The organism is Butyrivibrio sp., assembly GCF_024699075.1.
Window position 1 is genome coordinate 1 of sequence record NZ_JAILQF010000064.1, and the last position, 23,794, is coordinate 23,794.

Annotated in this window: 22 protein-coding genes and 1 pseudogene; 22 read left to right on the forward strand and 1 reads right to left on the reverse strand. The window is 39.2% G+C overall.

The genetic code is table 11. The features are described 5' to 3' along the window. Nucleotides 1–168: 168 nt before the first annotated feature. The 21 genes and pseudogenes from K6G87_RS02255 to K6G87_RS02355 form a co-directional block, all read left to right on the forward strand. Nucleotides 169–981: pseudogene (locus K6G87_RS02255) on the forward strand (helicase-related protein); the annotation flags it as partial. A 124-nt stretch (nucleotides 982–1,105) separates the two neighbouring features. Next, entirely contained in the window at nucleotides 1,106–1,975 is an 870-nt protein-coding gene (locus K6G87_RS02260) for a DegV family protein (RefSeq protein ID WP_296833307.1), read from the forward strand. Between the two features lie 22 nt (nucleotides 1,976–1,997). Beyond that, complete coding sequence (locus K6G87_RS02265) at nucleotides 1,998–3,926, forward strand: DNA gyrase/topoisomerase IV subunit B (RefSeq protein WP_296833310.1); 1,929 nt, start codon at nucleotides 1,998–2,000, stop codon at nucleotides 3,924–3,926. A gap of 170 nt (nucleotides 3,927–4,096) precedes the next feature. Next, nucleotides 4,097–6,340: a DNA gyrase/topoisomerase IV subunit A gene (locus K6G87_RS02270; protein WP_296833314.1), complete on the forward strand. Its 2,244-nt coding sequence runs from the start codon at nucleotides 4,097–4,099 to the stop codon at nucleotides 6,338–6,340. A 111-nt stretch (nucleotides 6,341–6,451) separates the two neighbouring features. After that, nucleotides 6,452–7,009 carry a 16S rRNA (guanine(966)-N(2))-methyltransferase RsmD gene (gene rsmD / locus K6G87_RS02275; RefSeq protein ID WP_296833316.1) on the forward strand — a complete coding sequence of 186 codons (558 nt, stop codon included), beginning with the start codon at nucleotides 6,452–6,454 and terminating at the stop codon, nucleotides 7,007–7,009. Beyond that, nucleotides 7,006–7,497 carry a pantetheine-phosphate adenylyltransferase gene (coaD, locus tag K6G87_RS02280; protein ID WP_296833320.1) on the forward strand — a complete coding sequence of 164 codons (492 nt, stop codon included), beginning with the start codon at nucleotides 7,006–7,008 and terminating at the stop codon, nucleotides 7,495–7,497. Before rsmD ends, coaD begins: the two co-directional genes overlap by 4 nt. Before the next feature lie 17 nt (nucleotides 7,498–7,514). Beyond that, nucleotides 7,515–8,195 (forward strand): hypothetical protein, encoded by a 681-nt coding sequence (locus K6G87_RS02285; RefSeq protein WP_296833322.1) that lies wholly within the window; start codon nucleotides 7,515–7,517, stop codon nucleotides 8,193–8,195. Nucleotides 8,196–8,444: 249 nt separating this feature from the next. Further along, a complete protein-coding gene (locus K6G87_RS02290) occupies nucleotides 8,445–9,500 on the forward strand; it encodes an N-acetylmuramoyl-L-alanine amidase family protein (protein WP_296833325.1) in 1,056 nt (351 codons plus the stop codon). 24 nt (nucleotides 9,501–9,524) lie between these two features. After that, nucleotides 9,525–10,259, forward strand: coding sequence for a pseudouridine synthase (locus K6G87_RS02295; RefSeq protein ID WP_296833328.1), 735 nt, complete (start codon nucleotides 9,525–9,527; stop codon nucleotides 10,257–10,259). Between the two features lie 100 nt (nucleotides 10,260–10,359). Further along, on the forward strand, nucleotides 10,360–10,962 hold the full coding sequence (locus tag K6G87_RS02300; RefSeq protein ID WP_296833331.1) for a hypothetical protein: 603 nt from the start codon (nucleotides 10,360–10,362) through the stop codon (nucleotides 10,960–10,962). 55 nt (nucleotides 10,963–11,017) lie between these two features. Next, on the forward strand, nucleotides 11,018–12,037 hold the full coding sequence (locus K6G87_RS02305) for an RluA family pseudouridine synthase (RefSeq protein WP_296833334.1): 1,020 nt from the start codon (nucleotides 11,018–11,020) through the stop codon (nucleotides 12,035–12,037). Nucleotides 12,038–12,108: 71 nt separating this feature from the next. Continuing rightward, nucleotides 12,109–12,642, forward strand: a complete 534-nt coding sequence (locus K6G87_RS02310) for a Holliday junction resolvase RecU (RefSeq protein WP_296833337.1) — start codon at nucleotides 12,109–12,111, stop codon at nucleotides 12,640–12,642. A 165-nt stretch (nucleotides 12,643–12,807) separates the two neighbouring features. Then, nucleotides 12,808–13,926, forward strand: a complete 1,119-nt coding sequence (hisZ, locus tag K6G87_RS02315) for an ATP phosphoribosyltransferase regulatory subunit (RefSeq protein WP_296833340.1) — start codon at nucleotides 12,808–12,810, stop codon at nucleotides 13,924–13,926. 17 nt (nucleotides 13,927–13,943) lie between these two features. Continuing rightward, nucleotides 13,944–14,588: an ATP phosphoribosyltransferase gene (gene hisG / locus K6G87_RS02320; RefSeq protein ID WP_296833342.1), complete on the forward strand. Its 645-nt coding sequence runs from the start codon at nucleotides 13,944–13,946 to the stop codon at nucleotides 14,586–14,588. Nucleotides 14,589–14,673: 85 nt separating this feature from the next. Continuing rightward, nucleotides 14,674–15,963, forward strand: a complete 1,290-nt coding sequence (gene hisD / locus K6G87_RS02325) for a histidinol dehydrogenase (protein WP_296833344.1) — start codon at nucleotides 14,674–14,676, stop codon at nucleotides 15,961–15,963. Nucleotides 15,964–15,989: 26 nt separating this feature from the next. After that, nucleotides 15,990–16,577 carry an imidazoleglycerol-phosphate dehydratase HisB gene (hisB, locus tag K6G87_RS02330; RefSeq protein ID WP_296833346.1) on the forward strand — a complete coding sequence of 196 codons (588 nt, stop codon included), beginning with the start codon at nucleotides 15,990–15,992 and terminating at the stop codon, nucleotides 16,575–16,577. Between the two features lie 85 nt (nucleotides 16,578–16,662). Then, nucleotides 16,663–18,030 carry a bifunctional phosphoribosyl-AMP cyclohydrolase/phosphoribosyl-ATP diphosphatase HisIE gene (gene hisIE, locus K6G87_RS02335; RefSeq protein WP_296833349.1) on the forward strand — a complete coding sequence of 456 codons (1,368 nt, stop codon included), beginning with the start codon at nucleotides 16,663–16,665 and terminating at the stop codon, nucleotides 18,028–18,030. 21 nt (nucleotides 18,031–18,051) lie between these two features. Continuing rightward, complete coding sequence (locus K6G87_RS02340; RefSeq protein ID WP_296833352.1) at nucleotides 18,052–18,390, forward strand: hypothetical protein; 339 nt, start codon at nucleotides 18,052–18,054, stop codon at nucleotides 18,388–18,390. Between the two features lie 111 nt (nucleotides 18,391–18,501). Beyond that, a complete protein-coding gene (locus tag K6G87_RS02345) occupies nucleotides 18,502–20,403 on the forward strand; it encodes a TIGR03960 family B12-binding radical SAM protein (protein WP_296833354.1) in 1,902 nt (633 codons plus the stop codon). 89 nt (nucleotides 20,404–20,492) lie between these two features. Then, entirely contained in the window at nucleotides 20,493–21,278 is a 786-nt protein-coding gene (locus tag K6G87_RS02350) for a TIGR03936 family radical SAM-associated protein (protein WP_296833357.1), read from the forward strand. A 38-nt stretch (nucleotides 21,279–21,316) separates the two neighbouring features. Next, nucleotides 21,317–22,669 (forward strand): ribonuclease E/G, encoded by a 1,353-nt coding sequence (locus tag K6G87_RS02355; RefSeq protein WP_296833360.1) that lies wholly within the window; start codon nucleotides 21,317–21,319, stop codon nucleotides 22,667–22,669. A gap of 2 nt (nucleotides 22,670–22,671) precedes the next feature. Here K6G87_RS02355 and K6G87_RS02360 read toward each other — a convergent pair whose 3' ends face one another. Further along, nucleotides 22,672–23,394, reverse strand: coding sequence for a GGDEF domain-containing protein (locus K6G87_RS02360; protein ID WP_296833362.1), 723 nt, complete (start codon nucleotides 23,392–23,394; stop codon nucleotides 22,672–22,674). 232 nt (nucleotides 23,395–23,626) lie between these two features. On the opposite strand from K6G87_RS02360, the gene K6G87_RS19855 reads away from it, so the two are divergent. Then, a partial coding sequence (locus K6G87_RS19855) for a glycosyltransferase family 2 protein (RefSeq protein ID WP_296833365.1) occupies nucleotides 23,627–23,794 on the forward strand: 168 nt, incomplete at its 3' end.

Here is a 23,794-nt window from a genome sequence, read left to right on the forward strand (position 1 = left end):
TATACAACTTGTTTGTTAATTTCTACAAAATCTATCTGGCTTGGACTTTATCTAAGCTCGACTAGAATGTAGCGAGCAACATGATGGATATTAACGGTAAGAAACTAGAACATGGAATTATTCAAGGCGGAATGGGCGTTGGCGCGTCCCTTTCTGAGCTTGCATGCTATGAGTGCCACGCCTATTCCAAGGACTCTGGCGATCATACTTTACGGTGATCTTCATGTATCTGTCCTTGACGAAAAGCCTGCTTCAAGGCTTCCTATCAAGAACTGCGTAGTGGGCCCCGATTACAGGCCTACGGCCTATAAATTTATAGAAAAACAGGTTGCGGCCGGTCATCAGGTCTATGTCATCTGTCCCATGATAGAAGAAGGTGAGATGAACGACGTTGAGAACGTCACTGACTATACTGAGAAACTCAGAAAGGTTTTATCACCATCAATTACTGTTGATATGCTAAATGGCCGTATGAAGGCTTCTGAGAAGGATGAACTTATGGAAAAGTTCGCTAATAAAGAGATAGATGTCCTTGTGTCGACAACTGTTATTGAAGTTGGTATCAATGTTCCTAACGCAACGGTCATGATGATAGAGAATTCGGATCATTTCGGACTTGCCCAGCTCCATCAGCTAAGGGGCCGTGTTGGAAGAGGCAAGGATCAGAGTTATTGTATCTTTTTAAATACGTCTGAATCCAAGGAAGCTGCTGCCCGTCTTGATATACTGGGTAAATCCAATGACGGCTTTAAGATCGCCGAAGAAGACCTTCGTCAAAGAGGCCCTGGTGATATGTTTGGAATAAGGCAAAGTGGCGACCTTTTCTTTAGCGTTGGCGACATATATGCAGACAGTGATCTTATCAAGAAGGCTTCTGTAGATGCTGATCATATATTGAATGATGATCCGGAACTTTCAAAGCCTGAAAACGAGCCATTACACAAGGTTCTTTTGGATATTAATTCGAATCTGACTTTGTAGGTTACATAATTACTAAATCTGCATGATAAAATTTTCGACATTTCGTCCCATTTGACAGTGTCTTCGCCGCAAGGTAATATAATTAAGGACTTTTATGACAAAAAATTAAAGTGAGGTATATTTAATGTCTAAAATAGCAATTATTACAGACTCAAATAGTGGTATTACACAGGCTGAAGGCGAAGAGCTTGGAATTATAGTAATTCCGATGCCTTTTACTATCGCTGGAACCGATTATTTAGAGGATATAAATCTTACTCAGGAAGAGTTTTACACTAAACTTAATGATGATGAGGAAGTATCTACATCACAGCCATCACCTGGCACTTTAATGGATCTTTGGGATGATACATTAAAGAACTATGATGAGATTGTTTATATTCCTATGAGTAGTGGACTTTCATCTTCATGCTCAAGTGCCATGAGCCTTGCGATGGATGATGATTACGAAGGAAAAGTTTTTGTAGTTGATAATCAGCGTATATCAGTTACAATGCGCAATTCTGTTCTTGATGCAATAAGACTTGCAAAAGAAGGCAAGAGCGGCGCTCAGATCAAAGAGATCCTTGAAAAGGATAAGTTTAATTCAAGTATCTATATCATGCTTGATACTCTTTATTATCTTAAAAAGGGCGGCAGGATCACACCTGCAGCTGCAGCACTTGGAACTATTTTAAGAATTAAGCCGGTTCTTCAGATTCAGGGAGAAAAGCTTGACTCTTTTGCCAAGGCCAGAACATCTTCACAGGGTCAGAAGATCATGCTTAATGCTATCAAAGACGATGCTGAAAAGCGTTTCGGAGGTCTTAACCCTGATAATGTAAGAATTGATGCAGCTTTCACACACGATACTGAAAAGGCTGCTGAGTGGAAAAAGATGATCGAAGAGACTTTCCCCGGATTTGATGTACACATGGATCCGCTTTCTCTTTCTGTTTCATGCCATATAGGACCGGGAGCCCTGGCTGTAACAATTACCAAAATTTTAAAATAAACTTTTAGGGGGATTATTTCTAATGTCAAAAACTAACGAATACGATGCAGGCAGTATTACTGTCTTAGAGGGACTTGAAGCTGTCCGCAAAAGACCCGGAATGTACATCGGATCCGTATCTACAAGAGGACTTAATCACCTTGTATATGAAATAGTTGATAATGCAGTAGATGAACATCTTGCCGGCCACTGTTCCAGAATAAATGTTACTCTGGAAGCGGACGGCTCTGCTACTGTTGAAGATAACGGACGTGGTATTCCTGTTGGAATGCACGCTAAGGGCATTACTGCTGAACGTGTTGTTCTTACTATGCTTCACGCCGGTGGTAAGTTCGACAATTCTTCTTACAAGACATCCGGTGGTCTTCATGGTGTTGGTTCATCTGTAGTTAACGCACTTTCCACCTGGATGAAAGTCAGGATCAAGGAAAATGGTGCGATCTATGAAGATTCTTATGAAAGAGGCGTTCCTACAACTGATCTTGTTAATGGGCTTCTTCCTGAAGTTGGCAAGACAAGAGAGCATGGAACTACTATTTCTTTCCTTCCTGATCCGGAAATATTTGAAAAGACAAGATTCAGAGAAGAAGATATCAAGAACCGTCTCCATGAGACAGCTTATCTTAATCCTGAGCTTTTAATAGTTTATGAAGACAAGAGACCCGGAACAGAGGAACATCTTGAGTTTCATGAACCTGAAGGAATCCGCGGCTTTGTCAAAGAAATGAACAGAAATGCAGAAACACTGCATGATATCGTTTACTATACAGGTGAAAGCGAGAATATATCTGTAGAAGTTGCATTCCAGTATGTTAATGATTTCCATGAAGACGTACTTGGTTTTTGTAATAATATCTATAACTCTGAAGGTGGTACTCATATTACTGGTTTTAAGACTGTATTTACTACCATCATCAATAACTATGCAAGAGAACTTGGCAATCTCAAGGACAAGGATCAGAACTTTACAGGTGCTGATGTAAGAAACGGTCTTACAGCTGTTATATCAATAAAGCACCCGGATCCAAGATTTGAAGGTCAGACCAAGACAAAGCTTGATAACCAGGATGCAGGTAAAGTCGTATCCAAGATAACAGGTGATGAACTCACAAGATTTTTTGACAGAAATCTTGAGACCTTAAAGGCTGTAATAAGCTGTGCTGAAAAGGCTGCCAAGATCCGTAAGACAGAAGAGAAGACCAAGACCAATCTTCTTACTAAGCAAAAGTATTCTTTTGATTCAAATGGTAAACTTGCCAATTGTATCAGTAAAGAAGCTGATAAATGCGAAATCTTCATCGTAGAGGGTGATTCTGCCGGTGGTAGTGCCAAGATGGCAAGAGACAGACAGTATCAGGCTATTCTTCCTATACGAGGTAAGATCTTAAACGTTGAGAAGGCTTCAATCGACAAGGTTCTTGCCAATGCTGAGATCAAGACTATGATCAACGCCTTTGGCTGCGGATTTTCTGAAGGCTACGGCAATGATTTTGATATATCAAAGCTTCGTTATAACAAGATCGTCATCATGGCCGATGCCGATGTCGATGGTGCACATATAGCAACACTTCTTCTGACATTGTTCTACAGATTCATGCCTGAACTTATACAGCAGGGCCATGTTTACATAGCAATGCCGCCTCTTTACAAGGTTATTCCATCTAAAGGCAAGGAAGAGTATCTTTATGATGACAAGGCTCTTGAGAAGTACCGCGCAAGTCACAAGGGAAGCTTTACACTTCAAAGATATAAGGGTCTTGGTGAGATGGATCCTGAGCAGCTTTGGGAGACAACTCTTGATCCCAAGAACAGAATGATGCGTATCGTTGAAATAGATGATGCCAAGACTGCATCACATATGACAGAGCTTCTTATGGGAACTGAGGTACCGCCAAGACGTGCATTTATTCATGATCATGCTGATGATGCAGAACTTGATTTCCAGGCTTGATCTGGCATATTATGTGGATCTTATATTTTCAGAACAAATATAGGCTTTGAATAGATATATTTAGAGAATCTGTATTTCAGGAATAAATATAGGTTATGAATAGATATATTCAGAGAATCTGTATTTTAAGAATAAATATATTTTAAAATAAGTATACATGTGAGGATTATATGGAAGAACAGCGGATTATTCGAAGTGAATATTCTGAAATAATGCAGCAATCTTATATAGATTATGCGATGAGTGTTATAGTTGCACGTGCTCTGCCGGATATAAGAGATGGTCTTAAGCCTGTTCAGAGACGTACACTTTACGATATGTATGAGCTGGGTATCAGATACGATCGCCCTTACAGAAAGAGCGCCCGTATCGTCGGCGATACAATGGGTAAATATCACCCGCACGGTGACAGTTCAATCTATGATTGTCTCGTTGTTATGGCTCAGAATTTTAAGAAAGAGCTTCCCCTTGTAGATGGTCACGGTAACTTTGGTACTATCGAAGGCGACAGCGCTGCTGCAATGAGATATACAGAAGCAAGACTTGCCCGTATAACGCAGGAGACATTTCTTGCTGACCTTGATAAGGATATAGTAGATTTTGTACCTAACTTTGATGCTACAGAGAAAGAGCCATCGGTTCTGCCTGTAAAGATTCCTAACTTCCTTGTTAATGGATCAGAAGGTATCGCTGTAGGTATGGCTACAAGTACACCGCCTCATAATCTTGCTGAGGTTATCGATGCAGAGATAGCTTATATGCAGGATGAGACTCTTTCTACAAGACAGCTTATGAGATACATAAAGGGACCAGACTTCCCTACAGGCGGTATTGTTATTAACAAGGACGAGCTTGCAGCTATTTATGAAACAGGCGAAGGCAAAATAAGACTCAGAGGACGAGTAGAAACTGAAAAAGCCAAGAACGGTCATATAAATCTTATCATCAGTGAGATTCCTTATACTATGATAGGTGCCGGAATTGGTAAGTTCTGTGCTGACGTTGCTGCTCTTGCAGAGAAGAAGGTTACAAATGATATCATTGATATCTCTAACCAGTCTTCCAAAGAAGGTATCAGAATCGTAATAGAGCTCAAGAAGGATACTGATGTTGAGAACTTTACAAACCTTCTTTACAAGAAGACCAAGCTTGAAGATACATTCGGCGTCAACATGCTTGCTATCTACAACGGACGTCCTGAGACTATGGGTCTTAAGAGCATTCTTAAGGCGTCTATCGACTTCCAGTTTGAGACCGCCCGCCGCAAATATACAACACTTCTTCAGAAGGAAACTGAGAAGAAGGAAGTACAGGAAGGTCTCATCAAGGCTTGTAATGTTATAGACCTTGTAATCGAGATATTAAGAGGATCCAAAACCCGAGCACAGGCCAAGGACTGCCTTGTAAACGGAGTTACAGACGGAATTAACTTTAAGTCAAGAGAGTCAGCTGTTATGGCTTCTCAGCTTCATTTTACAGACCGTCAGGCAGATGCCATCCTTGAGATGCGTCTTTACAAACTCATTGGACTTGAGCTTGATGCACTTGTTAAGGAGCATGAGGCAACTGTTGCTAATATTTACAGATATGAGGATATTCTTGAAGATAGAACTTCAATGTCTATGGTAATTCAGGAAGAGCTTAGAAATATACGTAATGAGTACAGACAAAAGAGAAGAACTGAAATCGGTCAGTTTGAAGAGGCTGTATACGAAGAAAAGCCTGAAGAAGAGATAGATGTAGCATTCATCATGGATCGTTTTGGATATGCCAAGACAATTGATGCTACAACCTATGACAAGAATTACGATACTATCAAGAATGATTTTAAATACAGCTTTAAGGTCAAGAATACCAGCAGAATATGCGTATTCACACATCTTGGCAACCTTCATACCATTAAAGTGCAGGATCTTCCTGCAGGTAAGATGCGTGATAAGGGGGTTCCTATTGATAACGTATCCAACTATGATACGACCAAGGAACAGATAATTGCAGTTCTTCCTCAGTCGTCACTTAATATTTACCGCTTGCTTTTTGTTACTAAATCAGCCATGATGAAAATAGTAAGTGGTGGTGAGTTTGATGTTACAAGAAAACTTGTAGCAGCTACCAAACTTTCTGATGGAGACGAGCTTTTAAGCGTGTCTGTAGTTACAGACGAAGAAAGCTGCGTACTTTATACAGAGAACGGATACGCACTTAGATTTATGCTTGAAGAGATTCCTGATCAGAAGAAGACCGCTGTAGGTGTTCATGGTATGAATCTTGCAAAGAATGACAGCCTTCGTGATATGTGGCTGTTAAAGCCTGAAGAGTCCAAAGAAGTATCTATAAACGATAAGTCTTTTGACATAGGTACAGTCAAGATGGCAGGCCGCAATACTAAGGGCTCAAAACTTAAACTTAAGTAATATGGCAGTATTAAATACCAAGAGCATAAAGCTTAAATAGGGTAACAGTTCTTTTTTAGTAAAACTAGTCTGTTACGGCTTAAATTTTTTAATAATAAAGGAGGATAGCGCATGCGAGTAATAGCAGGTGTAGCGCGTAGTATCCCACTTATTACACCGAAAGGTGATGATACACGTCCTACTCAGGACAGGATCAAAGAGACACTTTTTAATATGATCCAGATGGAGGTTCCGGGAGCTGTATTTGTAGATCTGTATGCAGGTAGCGGCGGAATCGGAATCGAAGCACTTTCAAGAGGTGCAAGTCATGCATACTTTATAGACAGAGGAGCAGAGCCTGTAAAGTGCATCACAGCTAATGTTCACAAGTGCCATTTTGATGAGAAGTCAACAATCATCAAAAAAGATGCTGCAATGGCCCTTCGTTCCATTCATGAAAAGGAAGTTGATATTATATTCATCGATCCGCCTTACGAAGCAGATCTTTATGAGCACACATTAAGAACGCTCCTGTCTCTTCCTTACGTTACAGAGTATACAACTATAATCTGTGAATCTAATCTGGAAGAAGATTTCAGTTTTGCTGAGCAGATGGGCTACGAGATCAAAAGAGAAAAGACTTACAAAAACAATAAACATGTCTTTCTAAAGAAGGTAGCAAAATCATGAAAACTGCAGTATATCCCGGTTCTTTTGATCCGGTCACATATGGACATCTTGATATTGTAAAAAGAGCATCCATGATGTTCGACAAGGTTATTGTCACTGTTATGCATAACTCTGCCAAGAGTTCGTTGTTTTCGGTAGATGAACGTGTTAAAATGATTAAAGAAGCGGTCAGTGAATTTTCTAACGTTGAAGTTGATTCATATGACGGTCTTTTGATCGATTATTGCAGGGAGAAGCAGATTCATATCGTAGTCAGAGGCCTTCGTGCCATAACTGATTTTGAGTATGAACTTCAGATTGCACAGACCAACAGAGAGCTTTCTCATAACAATGTTGATTCAGTTTTCCTTACGACTAATCTTCGTTATTCATATCTTAGCAGTTCTACAGTTAAGGAAATTGCTAGCTATGGCGGCGAGGTTTCAGGAATGGTTCCTGAAAATGTTTTTAAAGCGCTTGAACTAAAATACAACAATCATCTAAACTAAAAACGGGGGAACTTTACATGAGCAGTAAAATCGAGCTTTTGATTGATGAAATTGAGGCATATATCAATAGTTGTGCTAAGGTGCCTTTTTCTAATACTGATGTAAGGGTCAATAAAGAGGAGATCAATGAGCTCATTCACGAGCTTCGTTCTAAAACACCTGATGAGATTAAAAGATATCAGAAGATTGTCTCCAACAAAGAGGCTATCTTGAATGATGCACGTGCTAAAGCTCAGCAGCTTATAGAGAATGCACAGGCTCAGACCAATGAGCTTATCAATGAGCATGAGATCATGCGCCAGGCTTATGATCAGGCTAATCAGGTTGTAAGTTCTGCTGCCAAGCAGGCTCAGGAGCTCCTTGACAGAGCAACTGTAGAAGCTAACAACATGAAGCTTTCTGCTGTACAGTATACAGATACTCTTTTATCAGAGGTTGAAGCTATACTTCAGGGCTCAATTGATTCTACTAACAGACACTATGAAGGCCTTCTTACAGACCTTACCAATTATGCTGAAATGGTTAAATCCAACAGGGCAGAGCTTGTGCCGCCTGTTCAGGCTCAGCCGGATCCTTCACAGGGACCTGTTTATGCTGATCCAGCTGCTCAAGATGCAGCTTCCGGAATTGAGTCTTTAGAAGACTTTGATGCAGATATGCCGGAGAATGGCGCACCTGCAGGAGATACAGGAATCTGAGAAGTCTTTTGATATTGTGACTTCTTAACCAAGTGATTAAAGCCTAATAGCTGATCACGGCTTTATATCTATAAACCAGGCTTGCCTGTGTTTGCATTATCGTTATTTTAAGCGGCTGGTACTAATACCGGTCGCTTTTTTAGGAAAAGAAGAACTTTGCAAAGAATGTAAAGATAATAGTATTTGTAATAAAAATTTATATTAAATATTTTTTTAATAATATAATAATTTACTTTGGAGGATGAATTGATGAGAAACAGGTTCAAGACAATTGTTAGTGTTATCATGCTTTCGGTAATGGTATTTGCTCTTATATTTACTTCTAATAGTGCTACAGCTACAGTCAGTGCCGCCAAGGATAATGTCGTAATAGTACTTGATCCTGGTCATGGCGGAACAGGCGATAGGAACCTTGGAGCTCAGTACAATGGCATTAGTGAGAAGGAAATTACTTTACAGGTAGCTAATTATTTGAAGTCCTATCTTGATAACTTTGATAATGTAACTGTATATATGACAAGAACTACTGATACTGTTGTAAGTCTTGAAGATAGAGTTAAGTACGCAAAAAGCGTTAATGCTGACTTTATGTATTCAATACATTTCAATGCTTCTGTAGAGCATGACCTTTGCGGTTCTGAAGTATGGGTATCTGCTTATGACAGCTATTATGAGAACGGATATGAGTTTGCATGTGCAGAAGTTGAAGAGCTTTCTAACCTTGGCCTTTATATAAGAGGTATCAAGACAAGACTTGGAAGTAAGGGCGATTATTATGGCATAATAAGACATGCCAGAAATTATGGTGTAAATGCTGTTATTATAGAGCATTGCTATCTTGATCATCCAGCTGACCTTGCATGGCTCAGATCTCAGGAAGATCCTTACAAGACCCTTGCAGTAGCTGATGCTACAGCAATTGCCAAGTATTTTGGACTTAAGTCTACAAAACTTGGACTTGACTATTCTACATATAAAAACGTAGATATTCCAACCCCTACAACAGTTATGGCCAATGATCTTACAGCGCCAACAGTTTGCACACTTAATTCTGCTAGTAAGAACAGCTCAACAGGTGATATCACAGCTAATATAACAGCTTCAGATCCTGATTCACCTATTATCTATTACAGATACAGCTTTGACGGTGGCACTAACTGGTCATTTGTGGTTGCATGGGACAGAACCAAGACAACAGATACAGTAGTTATAAAAGATCCTACCAATAAGGCCACAAGTCTTACTATTCAGGTTTACAATCAGTATGATCTTAAAACTACAAGTAATACAATTAGCATTAAGTAATGATTAATATAACGTGAGGAAGAATTGAAAAGACTCGATAAATATTTAGCTGATTTTGGTATCGGCACTAGAAAGCAGATCAAAGATCATATCAAAAACGGAGCTGTTACAGTAAATGGAGCTCCTGCTTTAAAAGCTGATATGCATATTGATGAAAATACTGATAAGGTAGTATTTATGGGTAGCGAGCTCGTATTTGAGAAGTTTCGTTATTACATGCTCAATAAGCCTGACGGTGTAATATCTGCGACTAAGGATGGACGTACGACTACGGTTTTAAATCTCCTTGGAGATGAGAATACCAAGGACCTTTCGCCTGTTGGAAGACTTGATATAGACACAGAAGGCCTTCTTATCATTACTAATGACGGGCAGCTTATCCACAGACTTTTATCACCTGCCCATCATGTAGATAAGGAATATGAGATTCATCTTGATCATGAACTGACAGATACTGATATAGATAAGCTCTGTAAGGGACTTGATATCGGTGATGTCAAAAAGGATGGATCTCCGGATATGACCATGCCAGCTTCATTAAGACTTGGGGATAATGATAACGAGGGACGCCCTGTAGTATATCTGACACTTCATGAAGGAAGATTTCATCAGGTTAAAAGGATGATGGAAGCAGTTGGCAATAAGGTTCTGTATCTTAGAAGAATCAGAATGGGCAAAGTAGTACTTGATGAAAGCCTTGATCTTGGCGAGTACAGAAGACTTACTGATGAAGAGATCAGTTCTCTTTTGAATAACTGATCTTTAAACTGATGAAGAGATCAATTCTCTTTTGAATAACTGATTAATTAACAACATTTTTAGCTACACTTTTATAAATTATATTAAAAAAAGGATTTATATGAATAAAGTATATAAGGGCGATTTCGGCCACATTTTTTACCAAAGAAAAAATGCAGTAATTAGAACAACGATAATGGGATGTATAATCCTTGTTTTGTTCATTGCAGGTCTTATTATTGCAGGATCCAACAAGAATATCTTCTCGATAGTTGCAGCGCTTGGCTGCCTTCCTATGGGATGGAGCGTTATAAATCTCATAATGTATTACAGGGCAGTGCCTCTTACACAAAGCTCTTACGACAAGATCAAAGATCATGCAGGAAGTCTTTATGTAATCTATGACCTTAGTCTTACCTCTGAAAAGAGTACTTTCAATGTAGGTGCTATTACTGTACTTGGCAAGAACATAGCTGGATTTACAGAGGATGAGAACACAGATATTCAGGATTGCCAGGATCATATTAAGCATCAGATATCTCTTAGTAAGTACCACGATTATTCTATCAAGATATATAGAAATGTTGATGATTTCTGTAAGCGCCTTGATGAACTTGAAAAGCTCAGAAAAGATCACAACATAGATCCTAAGGAACTTGAGAGTTTATGGACTCCGGGAACGATACAGACAGTACCGGGAATACTTAAGTCTATATCGCTTTAACTAAAGTCATAGCGTTCAAGAAATCATAATATTAGAGATTGAATTAAAGAATAATATGAAAGAAATTGTAATCAAAGATAATGAATCCGGAAAGAGGTTTGATAAGTTTTTAGGCCAGTATTTATCAAAAGCTTCTTCCGGTTTTATCTATAAGATGCTTCGCAAAAAGAATATAACGCTTAATGGCAAAAAGGCTACAGGTCAGGAAAAGCTGCAAAAGGGAGATATTGTGGTTTTGTGGTTTTCTGATGATACCTTCCTTAAATTTGCAAATGAAAGACTTGCCAGTGCTGAAAGAGGCGAGGGAGTTAACGTTTCTGAGTTCAAGAAGGCATATCATAACATAAAAGGCGTAAGCGTGATCTATGAAAACAAGGACGTTTTATTTGTAAATAAGCCTGTCGGAGTCCTCACGCAGAAGGCTGAACAAGGCGATGTATCTCTTAATGAGTGGATTGTCGGATATCTTCTTGAAATGGGAGTAATTGATCCTGAAAGTCTTATAACCTTCAGACCATCTGTAAGCAACAGACTTGACAGGAATACATCCGGAATAGTAATCTGCGCCAAGACCCTCAAGGGTGCTCAGATGATGGCTAAAGGGCTTAAAGAAAGAACCTTCAAAAAGTATTACAGAACAGTTGTAAAAGGAATAATAGATAAGCCGGAAGAGATAACAGGCTATCTAACTAAAGATAGAAAAAGTAATACAGTATCTGTATCGCAAGTAAAGAGTGATTCGTCCTATATTGAGACTGCCTATAGCCCTGTTGGCATCAATGAGAAATGGCAGCTTACTTATCTAGAAGTAGAGCTTAGAACGGGTAAGACGCATCAGATAAGGGCTCATTTGGCCAGTATAGGTCATCCTATAATTGGCGATCCCAAGTATGGTGATGAAAAGATAAATGATACCTATAAGCAGACCTACGGCCTTAAGGGACAGCTTCTTCATTGCTACAGACTTGAATTTCCTGATGACAGTGAAGCATTCGGAGATCTTTCGGGAAAAGAGATAATAGCACCTTTATTTTCAAAATTCGGCAATCTTATAAAAGATAAATTTGAAGATTAAAGATTATAAATCTGATTGAGTCCTGGAAAATCAGAACTCAGAGATAATAATGTGTAGATATAAGGAGTTATATGGCAACCTGGAATTCCAGAGGCCTTCGAGGTTCGGTACTTGAAGATATGATAAACCGTACCAATGAGAAGTATCTTCTAGATGAGCTTGCTCTCATTCAGAAAATTCCGACCCCGATCACGCCCATAAACATTGACAAAGAGACAAGACACATCACTTTAGCTTATTTTGACCAGAAGAGTACCGTTGACTACATCGGTACCGTTCAGGGAATACCTGTATGCTTCGATGCTAAAGAGTGCGCTGTTGATACCTTTTCTTTACAGAATATCCATCCTCATCAGGTAACCTTTATGGAGAACTTTGAAAAACAGGATGGAGTAGCTTTTTTTCTTATTTATTATACAGGAAGGGATGAGCTTTATTATCTTCCTTTCAGAAATCTGAAAGTGTTCTGGGACAGAGCCCAGGCAGGTGGCCGCAAGAGCTTCAGATACGATGAGCTTGATACGGAATATTTTATTGATCACAAAGCAGATGGATTAGTACCATATCTTGAACCTTTACAAAAAGATCTTGAGAGCAGGGAATAAATCTGTTTTTGTGATTTTTTTAATTTTTTCTTTGACATACACTGATATGTTTAGTATACTCGTAACTAGTTTAATTTAGTAATTAGGTAGCATGGTAACACGTTACCAAGATAAAGTGCTTCGCATATATCCTTTTTACTGACAAAATAATGAAATGAGGTATTTATGAGCAAAGAACTTGTGCATACACCCGAAGGTGTAAGAGACGTTTATGGTACAGAATCTTATGAACGCAGCACTGTAAAGCATAAGATCAAGGAGATCATGTACAGATACGGATATGAGAATATCCTTACACCTACTTTTGAATTTTTTGATGTATTTGCCAAGGAGATAAGCCAGGCAAGCGCCAGAGATCTTTATAAGTTTTTTGACAATGAAGGTAATACTCTTGTCCTTCGCCCTGACTTTACACCATCTGTGGCAAGATGTATCGCCAAGTATTTTATGGAAGACAATGACCCTGTAAGGATCTGCTATAGCGGCAATATCTTTATTAATACCCATCGTCTTCAGGGTAAGCTTCGCGAGCATACTCAGATGGGCGCAGAGCTTATGTGCGATGGGTCAGTCAATGCTGATGCTGAGATGATCGCTATGATGATCGAGTCTATAAGAGCAACCGGACTTACTGATTTTAAGGTTACTATTGGAGATGCAGATTATTTTAAGGGTATCATTGAAGAAGCGGGCATAGGCGAAGATATTGAGACTCAGCTTAGAGAATATCTGGCAGGATATAATTATTCAGCGCTTGAGGATTATCTTCATGAACTTGTAAAGGACAACAAGATAGAATCAAAGTATGCAGATATTCTTATTCATATGCCTGATTTTACAACAGCTGATGAACTTGAAGAAGGTGCTGCTGACCTTGTTAATTCAAAATCCAGATCTTCTATAGAAAGACTTAAGAACTTATATCATCTTCTTGATGTATACGGAGCATCAGATAATGTATCCTTTGATCTTGCAATGCTCTCTGAGTACAACTACTACACAGGTGTCATGTTCAGGGCTTACACCTACGGCGTTGGAGATGCGATAGCCAAGGGCGGAAGATATGACAATCTTTTATCTAAGTTTGGTAAAGATGCACCTGCTATTGGATATATGGTAGATCTTGAATATCTTATGAGTGCTCTTTACAGCCAGAAGATAGATATTCCTTACAGCCAGGAACCTGATATTATAACCTACAATGACTCAGACTATGAACAAAAGCTTGCCTTGGCACAGAACAAGAGAGCTCAGGGTTACTACATAGTCTTAAAGCATGAATGATAGAAACGAGGACAACTATGAGATATTTAACATTCGCCCTTGGTAAAGGTCGCCTTGTCAAAAGTACAATGGAGCTTCTTGATAAATGTGGTATACAGTGCGAAGAAGTAACTGACAAGGATACACGAAAACTTATTTTTACAAATGAAGAATTAAAGCTTAAGTTCTTTCTTGCTAAAGGCCCGGACGTTCCGACTTATGTTGAATACGGCGCAGCTGATATAGGAATCGTCGGAGAAGATACTATCCTTGAGGAAGAGCGTAATGTATATGAAGTACTTGATCTTGGCTTTGGCAAATGCCGTATGTGTGTTGCAGGACCGCCGCAGGCAAGAGATCTTTTGAGCCATCATGAGATGATACGTGTTGCCAGCAAGTATCCTAATATTGCCAAGAACTATTTCTATAATAAGAAAAATCAGACTGTTGATATTATAAAGCTCAACGGCTCTGTAGAGCTCGGTCCTATAGTAGGACTCTCTGATGTTATTGTCGATATAGTAGAGACCGGCTCAACACTTAAAGCTAACGGCCTTGAAGTTCTCGAAGAGATCTGCCCATTGTCAGCAAGGGTCATCGTGAACCCTGTCAGCATGCAGATGGAGAACGAAAGAATCAGAAAAATAGTAGCTGATCTGAAGAAGGCATTGATTCTTGAATAATACATGATATCGCAAAAATGATCAATCAAAGAATAAACCTTAATAAGAATATATATCTTTATAGTAATTTTTTCCGGAGGAACCAATGAGAATCGTAAAATTAACAGATGAATCCAAGTCAGAGCTTCTTGATATTTTGAAAAAAAGAAGTCCTGCAAGCTATACAGAATACGAAAACACAGTAAATGATATAATCAGTAATGTTAGAGAAAATGGTGATAAAGCCTTATTTGAGTACACAGAGAAGTTTGACAAGTGTGTTATTACTAAAGATACTGTAAAAGTTACAAGACAGGAAATTGAGGAAGCTTACAAAAAGCTTGATCCCGAATTTATCGAAGTCATGAAAAAGTCTGCTGCCAATATCAGAGACTTCCATGAGAAGCAAAAGAGGGAATCCTGGATCTCTACTAAAGATGATGGCTCAATACTTGGCCAGAGAATACTTCCTATTGAAATTTCAGGTGTATATGTTCCAGGCGGAAAGGCAGCTTATCCAAGCTCTGTTCTTATGAACGTAGTTCCTGCCAAGGTTGCAGGTGTTGAACGTATTGTAATGGTTACTCCTCCTCAGAAGGATGGATCACTTAATGCAGGAACACTTGTAGCTGCTGATATTGCAGGCGTTACAGAAGTCTATAAGGTAGGTGGTGCTCAGGCAATCGCTGCTATGGCCTTTGGAACAGAATCCATACCTAAAGTAGATAAGATCACAGGACCTGGCAATATCTTCGTTGCTCTTGCCAAGAAAGCATGCTTTGGACATGTTTCAATTGATTCTATCGCCGGCCCTTCAGAGATCCTTGTAATAGCTGATGAAACTGCTAATCCAAGATGGATCGCTGCAGACCTTCTGTCACAGGCTGAGCATGACGAAATGGCTAGCGCAATTCTTGTTACTACATCAGAAGAGATAGCAAAGCAGGTTTCAGAAGAAATCGATAAGTTTGTAAAAGTACTCGAGCGTAAAGAGATAATCCAGAAATCACTTGATAACTATGGATATGCTTTCGTGGCTGAAAATATGGATGCTGCAATTGAAGCAGCCAATGCGATTGCTTCAGAGCACTGCGAGATAATAACAGCTAATCCTTTTGAAGTAATGACTAAGGTCAAGAATGCCGGAGCTCTTTTTCTTGGACATTATTCATCAGAACCGCTTGGAGATTACTTTGCAGGCCCTAACCACATCCTTCCTACTAACCAGACAGCAAGATTTTTCTCACCACTTTCAGTTGATGATTTTGTTAAGAAGACAAGCATCATTGCTTATTCTGAAGAAGGACTCAGAGCTGTTCACAAGGATGTTGAGAGATTCGCTAAAGAAGAAGGACTTACAGCTCATGTTAACAGCATAGCAGTAAGATTTGAATGATCAATACTCATCAGAAAGGGAAAAATATGGCTAGAACAGCTACAATCTCACGTAAAACCGGAGAAACAGACATAACAGTATCTATTAATCTTGATGGAACCGGCAAGACTTCGATTGATACCGGTATTGGCTTTTTTGACCACATGCTTGATGCATTTGGACGTCATGGTTTATTTGACCTTGATGTAAAAGTTAAGGGTGATCTTAATGTTGACGGCCATCACAGCGTAGAAGATACGGGCATAGTTCTTGGCCAGGCAATAGCTAAGGCTGTTGGTGACAAAAAAGGAATAAGGCGCTATGGATACATGATCCTTCCAATGGATGAAGCATGTGCCATGTGTGCTGTTGACCTTTGCGGAAGGCCATATTTTGTCATGGATGCAAGCTTTACAGCGCCTATGGTTGGAGAGTTCGATACACAACTTGTCAACGAATTCTTTTACTCAGTTTCTTATGGCGCTATGATGAATCTCCACTTAAAGCTCTTTTCCGGAGTTAATGATCATCACAAGATTGAGGCTATGTTCAAGGCTTTTGCTAAAGCTATGGACCAGGCAACAATGTTTGATGAAAGGATCACTGACGTACTTAGCACTAAAGGTACTCTTTGATTCTTGAGAATACCAATTAACGGAATTATTATACTAAAAATATTATTAATTTTGACGTAAAAATATATCGAAAGGCTTAAATTATATGAAGAAACAGTTCATCCCCTCAATAATTTTGAATGACAAGAAGGCTGTCAAAGGTTTTTATGATAAGACTGTTGTATCAGAGGATCCCGTTGCACTTGCTGTTAGCTATAATGATGCAAACAGTGATGCAATCATAGTTTTTGACCAGTCTACAGATGATAAAAGCCACGAGGATGCACTTGATATCCTGAAGGAAATCTGCTCTAAGACAGATGTTCCTGTTATCGGAGCAGGTAATGTCAAAAGAATGGAAGATGTCAAGAAGCTTTTGTACGCAGGCTGCAAGATGGCTGCTCTTAACTTTTCCAAAGCAGAAAATGCTGAGATCCTTGAGGAAGTATCCAAGAAATTTGGTAAAGATAAGATTGCTGTTTGCTATGCCGATACAGCTTCAAGCAGAAAGATTGTAGCTGATAATGCCTCATCAGTAAATGAACTTGCAAGCTTGATGATTTTTTTGCCACAATCAGCTGTTGTAGAAGGTTCTGACTCTGATAAGAATTTTGCAGAAAAGCTTGTTTCTAACCCGGTAAGTCCCGTGGACGGAGTTAAGAATATTCCTCATATTGTATATCTTGATAATTCTGAATCTGATCTTTCTAACTTAAAGGGAGGCGCTATAGCAGTTCTTCTTATAAATGGTATATGTGGTGTGACAGGTTCAGCGCTTAGCACTAATGCTCAGAGCATTAATGAACTTAAGGATTTTGCTATGGAAGCCGGAATTGATATCCAGACCTTTGATGCTAAATATAAATGGTCTGATTTTAAGCTCGACTCTAATGGCATGGTCCCTGTTGTAGTCCAGGATTACAGGACAGATCAGGTTCTTATGGTCGCATATATGAATGAAGAATCTTATAACGCTACTCTGCGAACCGGCAAGATGACCTATTATAGCAGATCACGTAATGAACTTTGGGAAAAGGGCGATACCTCAGGCCATTTCCAGTATGTAAAGAGCCTTACAGCTGACTGTGACCTTGACACGATCCTTGCCAAGGTTAAGCAGATCGGAGCTGCCTGCCATACAGGTGCTTACAGCTGCTTCTTTAATGAGATTGCAAAGAAAGACTACAAAGAGAAGAATCCTCAGAAGGTTCTTGACAGTGTATATAACGTGATCGCAGACCGTAAGGTCAATCCTAGAGAAGGATCCTACACCAACTATCTTTTTGATAAAGGTATTGATAAGATACTTAAAAAGTGCGGCGAAGAAGCAACCGAGATAACGATCGCAGCCAAGAATGCAAATGGCAATGAGATAGTCTACGAGATGGCTGATTACCTATATCACATGATGGTTCTTATGGTTGAAAAGGGAGTATCATGGGAGGATGTAACAGATGAACTTGCACGCAGATAATGCTTGCAGGAAGGACATCAGATGGAAAGAAAAAAATTTATCAGAGTTCCGATAAACAAAAATGCAGTGCAAAATTATGAACTTGGTATATTAAGAGAAGATGAGCTTCAAACTTTAGTTTTTTCAGATGATCAATATCGGGAACTATGCTCTACCGGCGTTTTTGAAATGATCAATGATAAGTGCAATATAAGTATTGCTGAACGTAAAGATGAGATTCTTATGCTGAATGAAGTGCCGGCAGCAATAGGGATAGTTACAAAGCTAATCAGCGAAAACGATAATGCTGACTTGCCCGACATTAAGAAAATGCTGGAATTTGCAGTTTCATTCAATACAATTGTCGGATTTGATTTTTAAGATGATCAAGATTAAGTGTCATCCAATAGCACCCCTTGCCCATATATGTTATGATATGTGTTGATAAGACAATTATGTCTATCAGCATTATTCAAGTAATATGGAGATTTTATGAACGAAAAACTGGCACTTAGTGATGATATCCTTCTTTCCTGCTCAAAGCCGGAGAGATATATAGGTAACGAGGTTAACAGCGTTACCAAGGATCTTAAGGATGTGAAGATTCGCTTCGCATTCTGTTTCCCAGATGTTTACGAAATTGGAATGTCACACCTTGGCATTCAGATTCTTTATGGCATGTTCAATTCCTATGATGACGTATGGTGTGAACGTGTCTATTCGCCGTGGACTGATATGGATCAGGTCATGAGAGATAACAAGATTCCTCTTTTTGCCCTGGAATCCCAGGATCCTGTTAAAGGCTTTGATTTCCTTGGATTTACTCTTCAGTACGAGCTTTGTTATACCAATATTCTTCAGGTTCTTGACCTTTCAGGCATTCCATTTACAAGCGCTGAGCGTACCGACTGGTCATGCCCGATCGTTATTGGCGGAGGTCCCTGTACTTATAATCCAGAGCCGATCGCGGACTTTTTTGACATATTCTATATAGGCGAAGGTGAGAATCATTACAGAGCACTGTTTGATCTGTATGAACAGTGCAAGGCTGATGGCACCACACGTCGCGACTTCCTTATAAAGGCTGCTTCAATTCCGGGAATGTATATTCCGTCCCTATACGAAGTAAAATATAAGGAAGACGGCACCATAGAGTCCATGAATCCTACTATAGAAGGGATTCCTTCTCATATCACCAAGGACATAGTAACAGACCTTGATCATGCTTTTTATCCGAGTAAGCCCGTAGTTCCTTTTATCAAGGCTACTCAGGACCGTATCGTCCTTGAAGTTATGAGAGGATGCATCAGAGGATGCCGTTTCTGCCAGGCAGGTCAGCTTTATAGACCAAAGAGAGAGAAGAGTCACGAGGTTCTTGAGAAGCAGGCTCTTGAGCTTTTGAAGAACACAGGATATGAAGAAATCTCACTTAGTTCTCTTTCAACCTCAGACTACGAGCAGCTTCCAGAACTGCTTGATTTTCTGTTAAAAGAGTGTGGAAGTAAGCATGTTAATATTTCGCTTCCTTCACTTAGAATCGATAACTTCTCACTTGATGTCATGAGTAAGGTTCAGGATATCAAGAAGAGTTCTCTTACATTTGCTGCAGAGGCAGGCTCCCAGCGCCTTCGTGATGTTATCAATAAGGGCGTCACAGAAGAAGACATTATAAGAGGATCTCATGAAGCCTTCCTTGGCGGATGGAACAAGGTTAAGTTCTATTTTATGCTTGGTCATCCGTGGGAGACAGATGAAGATATTGCAGGTATCGGTGATATCTGTAACAGAGTTGCTGCAGAGTATTTTGATACCGTACCTAAGGAAAAGAGAAACGGGCAGTCTGTTGAGATAACAGCCAGCACAAGCTTTTTTGTTCCGAAGCCATTTACACCATTCCAGTGGGCACCTATGTGCAGACCAGAAGAGTTCCTTGAAAAGGCAGCTAAGACAAAGGCTGGAATCAGGTCTCAGGTCAACCAGAAGAGAATCAAATACAACTGGCATGAAGCTAATGCAAGTATGCTTGAAGGTGTATTCGCAAGAGGCGACCGAAAACTTTGCAAGGCAATCCTTAGAGCTTATGAAAAGGGCTGCATCTATGATGCCTGGGGCGAATACTTCAAGTACGATGTATGGATGGAGACTTTTGAAGAACTTGGAATAGATCCTTGGTTCTATGTAAGCCGCACAAGATCAGATGATGAGATTTTCCCTTGGGATATTCTGGACTGCGGCGTTACAAAGGCATTCCTTCTTAGAGAGTGGCATACATCTCAGGAAGGGAAAGTTTCCAAAAACTGTGCTAACCAGTGTCTTGGATGCGGTGCCAAGCGTTACGGCGTTGGAGTATGTATGGAACCTAAGACAGACAAGAACGTCGGCTACGCGGTATAAAGTTATGACCTAAAAAGGAAATGACACTTGATAATTCAAGTTATAGCGCGTAGTAGCCGACTTTAGCATAAGCAAAAAAGGAATAATAAATGGTTAAGGTAAGATTAAAATTCAGTAAAAGGGGTCCTATTCGTTTTATAGGACATCTTGACCTTATGAGATATTTTCAGAAGGTGAACAGACGAGCAGATATTGATGTCAAATATTCCGAGGGATTTAGCCCACATCAGGTTCTGTCATTTGCAGAACCTTTGAGTGTTGGTGCTACATCAGATGGTGAATATCTTGATATGCAGATGAATACAGAGCCGGATATGAAGGCTGTTATAGATCAGCTCAATAGTGTAATGAACGAAGGCGTTGAAATATTAGATGGCTGCATTCTTGATGAGCGTGCTGAGAAGGCCATGGCGCTTGTAGATGCTGCTGAGTGGATCATGACATTCCGTGAGGGCAAAGAGCCTGAAGAAGGCTGGGAAGATAAGCTCAGAGCCTATATGGACAAGGAAAACCTTCCTGCTATCAAGAAGACTAAGAGAGGCGAAACTGAGATCAACATGAAGCCTCTTATCTTCAAAGCAGAAGTTGTGAAAAAGAAAGACCTCAAAGGCTTTTCAGATCCAGATTACAGATTTATAGATAACAATCTGGATGACAATATTTCCTGTGTCCATCTATTTGTAAGTTCAGGAAGCGCTGATCACTTAAAGCCTGGTATGGTTATCGAGAACTTCATGAGAGAAAAGGGCGAAGAGATGCAGCCCAATGCAATAAGACTTCACAGAGTTGATACGTTCTTAAAAGGCGAAGATGAAAAGGGGACTTATGAAGTCCCAATGACAGACACAGAAGGTAAGTATAAGGTATACCTATAATGGCGACATAGAAATACATCCATACAAATACATATATTATGAAAATACTGATCACCAGAGATATTAAAAAGACTGATAAAAAAGAAAATGATCCTAATGTAAATGAACATGTTCATAAAAAGATCAGGATCAGTGCATATGAAGATAATAAATTAGAGCTTTCTTATACTACCCAAGGAAGCTCTGATTATGTTGGAAACATATATGTAGGTCACGTTGAGAATATAGTCAAAAACCTTGATGCTGCCTTTGTCCGCTTTAAATCTGACAGCCCAAATGCCAAAGATAATACAGGCTATCTGGATCTTAAGGATATTGTTTCTGATTGTATACTTACTTCTAGAACAGAAGAGCCTAAGACTCTTCGTAACGGAGATATAGTACTTGTACAGGTCAAAAAGCCTGCTGTCAAAACCAAGCAGGTCGTACTTACTACAAAACTGTCTATAAGCGGAAGATATGCAGCTATAACGCTTGGTCAGAAAGGTACAGGGTGCTCTAAGAAACTATCCGAAGAGAAAAGAAAAGATATAATTGCTATACTTAAGCATGACTTCTCCATAAGAGAGAGAATTTCTGACAGATACGGTCTTATTGCAAGAACTGAATGTGAAGTCCTTCTTGATAAGAAGAATAATAAAGACGCGGATAAGTCCAATCCCTTTGATGTTGTGCGTAAAGAAGTCGATATCTTATGCGATAAACTTGATGAGCTAATGCAAATAGGAACTACAAGATCTGTTGCAACCTGCCTTTATGAGACAGCAAGTGATAGTGACTTTTCAGATAAACTTTTAAGGTGCCTTAGCTTTTATAATTCATGTTTAAATATAGAAGACAGCTCAAAGTATCTTGCAACACAAAGTGGGCAGGATGTATCAAAGCCTTTAGATATTGAAGTTATAACTGATGATGCAGATCTTTTTTCAATGTATAATGCAAGCTCTTTTCATGCAGATCATCCTGAAATTCCTGCAAGACTTCTTTTGCCCAAAGATGGTACTATAGGGGTTTTATATGGACTTTCTTCAGCACTTGATAAAGCTGCTCAAAAGAGAGTCTGGCTTGATAGCGGCGCCTATCTTGTGATTGAATCAACAGAAGCCATGCATGTAATTGACGTTAATACAGGTAAGGCTATTGATAAAAAAGGCAATCTTTTCCTTGCTATAAATATAGAGGCTGCAATTGAAAGTGCCCGCCAGATAAGGCTTAGAAACTTCTCTGGTATGATCATGATCGACTTTATCAATATGAATGATAAAAAAGATTATAAAAAGCTTGAACGAGTTATAAGAAAAGAACTTGATAAAGACCCGGTAAAAGCTGACTTTGCTGACTTCACAAAGCTTGGGATCGCAGAGCTTACACGAACAAAAAAAGAAACCTGATATCAGGTTTCTTTTATCTTTCTATAAGCTTCTGCAATTATGTCTGAGAATTTGCTGGCTCTGAACTTACTATTAAGAACGTATGCATAAGACATCTTGATAGAATCTTTTCCCGGCTGGAGATTGTAATCTGATACTCGCTTATTGAGCTTTTTAAAGAAGTCCTGCATTTTGGCATCATCACAATTTTCGATTATGAACAGGAATTCATTACCGCCGTTTCTGCCTGCAAATCCAAGAGCTTCTCCAACATCTTCGAGCATCCAGGAGAAATCTACAAGAGCCTGATTACCAGCGATTCGGCCTTTTTCACGGTTTATCTGTATCAGATTATCGATTATGATAACAGCACAGGCTACATTGTTGAGCTTTCTGTCTTCACCATACATTTCAAATACAAGATCACAACTGAATCTGTTAGGTATACCTGTAAGAGCATCGAGATAGGACTTGTTTTTCTGCTCTTCATATTCAGTCAGGATAGGTACGTACTTGGACAGATCGAATATAGTTACCAAAATTCCTATCATAATAAGGACAAGAAGAGTAATGTTGGTGAGTTTTAGTACGTTTGAATGCTCTACGTAATCGCGCATATCTGGAATTGACATAAAAAGAATTATGTAGACGATAATCAGCAGGATCATTAGTAGAAGCTGGATTATCTTTAACGCCTTAAAAGAATCGGCGTATTTTTGTTTTTGAATTTCTTTAATCGGATTCATAATGACTTTATCCCCCTCGGAAGCATGACATATTTTTTTTGAAACAGATTTGAAATTAAAAACAGATGAGGATGCTTATTTGCATCCTTCTAAGATAGATTTTAACACAATTTCGTAGGTTCGTGAAAGAATATATATGAATTTGGCAATGATTTTTTGATTTTCTGCCGATATATATAGACAAGCGTTAATATGATCATTTTTTTATACTATATCCTCAGAGGTAATTATCATGGCTGATGAATCAAATGCTAAATACAATGATCTTATAAGTGTCATAATTCCTGTTTATAACGATAAGCGTTTTTTGCCAGAGTGTCTTCAGTCACTTCATAATCAGATACATTCCAATCTTCAGATAATACTGATAGATGACGGGTCTACGGATAAGACATCCTCA

Bases quoted from the DNA above. Each gene is read 5' to 3' on its own strand.
- K6G87_RS02360 (WP_296833362.1), bottom strand. From the start codon at position 23,394: ATGAATCCGATTAAAGAAATTCAAAAACAAAAATACGCCGATTCTTTT.
- coaD (WP_296833320.1), top strand. From the start codon at position 7,006: ATGAAAACTGCAGTATATCCCGGTTCTTTTGATCCGGTCACATATGGA.
- hisB (WP_296833346.1), top strand. From the start codon at position 15,990: ATGGCTAGAACAGCTACAATCTCACGTAAAACCGGAGAAACAGACATA.
- K6G87_RS02285 (WP_296833322.1), top strand. From the start codon at position 7,515: ATGAGCAGTAAAATCGAGCTTTTGATTGATGAAATTGAGGCATATATC.
- K6G87_RS02310 (WP_296833337.1), top strand. From the start codon at position 12,109: ATGGCAACCTGGAATTCCAGAGGCCTTCGAGGTTCGGTACTTGAAGAT.
- K6G87_RS02265 (WP_296833310.1), top strand. From the start codon at position 1,998: ATGTCAAAAACTAACGAATACGATGCAGGCAGTATTACTGTCTTAGAG.
- K6G87_RS02305 (WP_296833334.1), top strand. From the start codon at position 11,018: ATGAAAGAAATTGTAATCAAAGATAATGAATCCGGAAAGAGGTTTGAT.
- K6G87_RS02290 (WP_296833325.1), top strand. From the start codon at position 8,445: ATGAGAAACAGGTTCAAGACAATTGTTAGTGTTATCATGCTTTCGGTA.
- K6G87_RS02350 (WP_296833357.1), top strand. From the start codon at position 20,493: ATGGTTAAGGTAAGATTAAAATTCAGTAAAAGGGGTCCTATTCGTTTT.
- K6G87_RS02340 (WP_296833352.1), top strand. From the start codon at position 18,052: ATGGAAAGAAAAAAATTTATCAGAGTTCCGATAAACAAAAATGCAGTG.
- hisG (WP_296833342.1), top strand. From the start codon at position 13,944: ATGAGATATTTAACATTCGCCCTTGGTAAAGGTCGCCTTGTCAAAAGT.
- hisIE (WP_296833349.1), top strand. From the start codon at position 16,663: ATGAAGAAACAGTTCATCCCCTCAATAATTTTGAATGACAAGAAGGCT.
- hisZ (WP_296833340.1), top strand. From the start codon at position 12,808: ATGAGCAAAGAACTTGTGCATACACCCGAAGGTGTAAGAGACGTTTAT.
- K6G87_RS02355 (WP_296833360.1), top strand. From the start codon at position 21,317: ATGAAAATACTGATCACCAGAGATATTAAAAAGACTGATAAAAAAGAA.
- K6G87_RS02270 (WP_296833314.1), top strand. From the start codon at position 4,097: ATGGAAGAACAGCGGATTATTCGAAGTGAATATTCTGAAATAATGCAG.
- rsmD (WP_296833316.1), top strand. From the start codon at position 6,452: ATGCGAGTAATAGCAGGTGTAGCGCGTAGTATCCCACTTATTACACCG.
- K6G87_RS02345 (WP_296833354.1), top strand. From the start codon at position 18,502: ATGAACGAAAAACTGGCACTTAGTGATGATATCCTTCTTTCCTGCTCA.
- K6G87_RS02300 (WP_296833331.1), top strand. From the start codon at position 10,360: ATGAATAAAGTATATAAGGGCGATTTCGGCCACATTTTTTACCAAAGA.
- hisD (WP_296833344.1), top strand. From the start codon at position 14,674: ATGAGAATCGTAAAATTAACAGATGAATCCAAGTCAGAGCTTCTTGAT.
- K6G87_RS02260 (WP_296833307.1), top strand. From the start codon at position 1,106: ATGTCTAAAATAGCAATTATTACAGACTCAAATAGTGGTATTACACAG.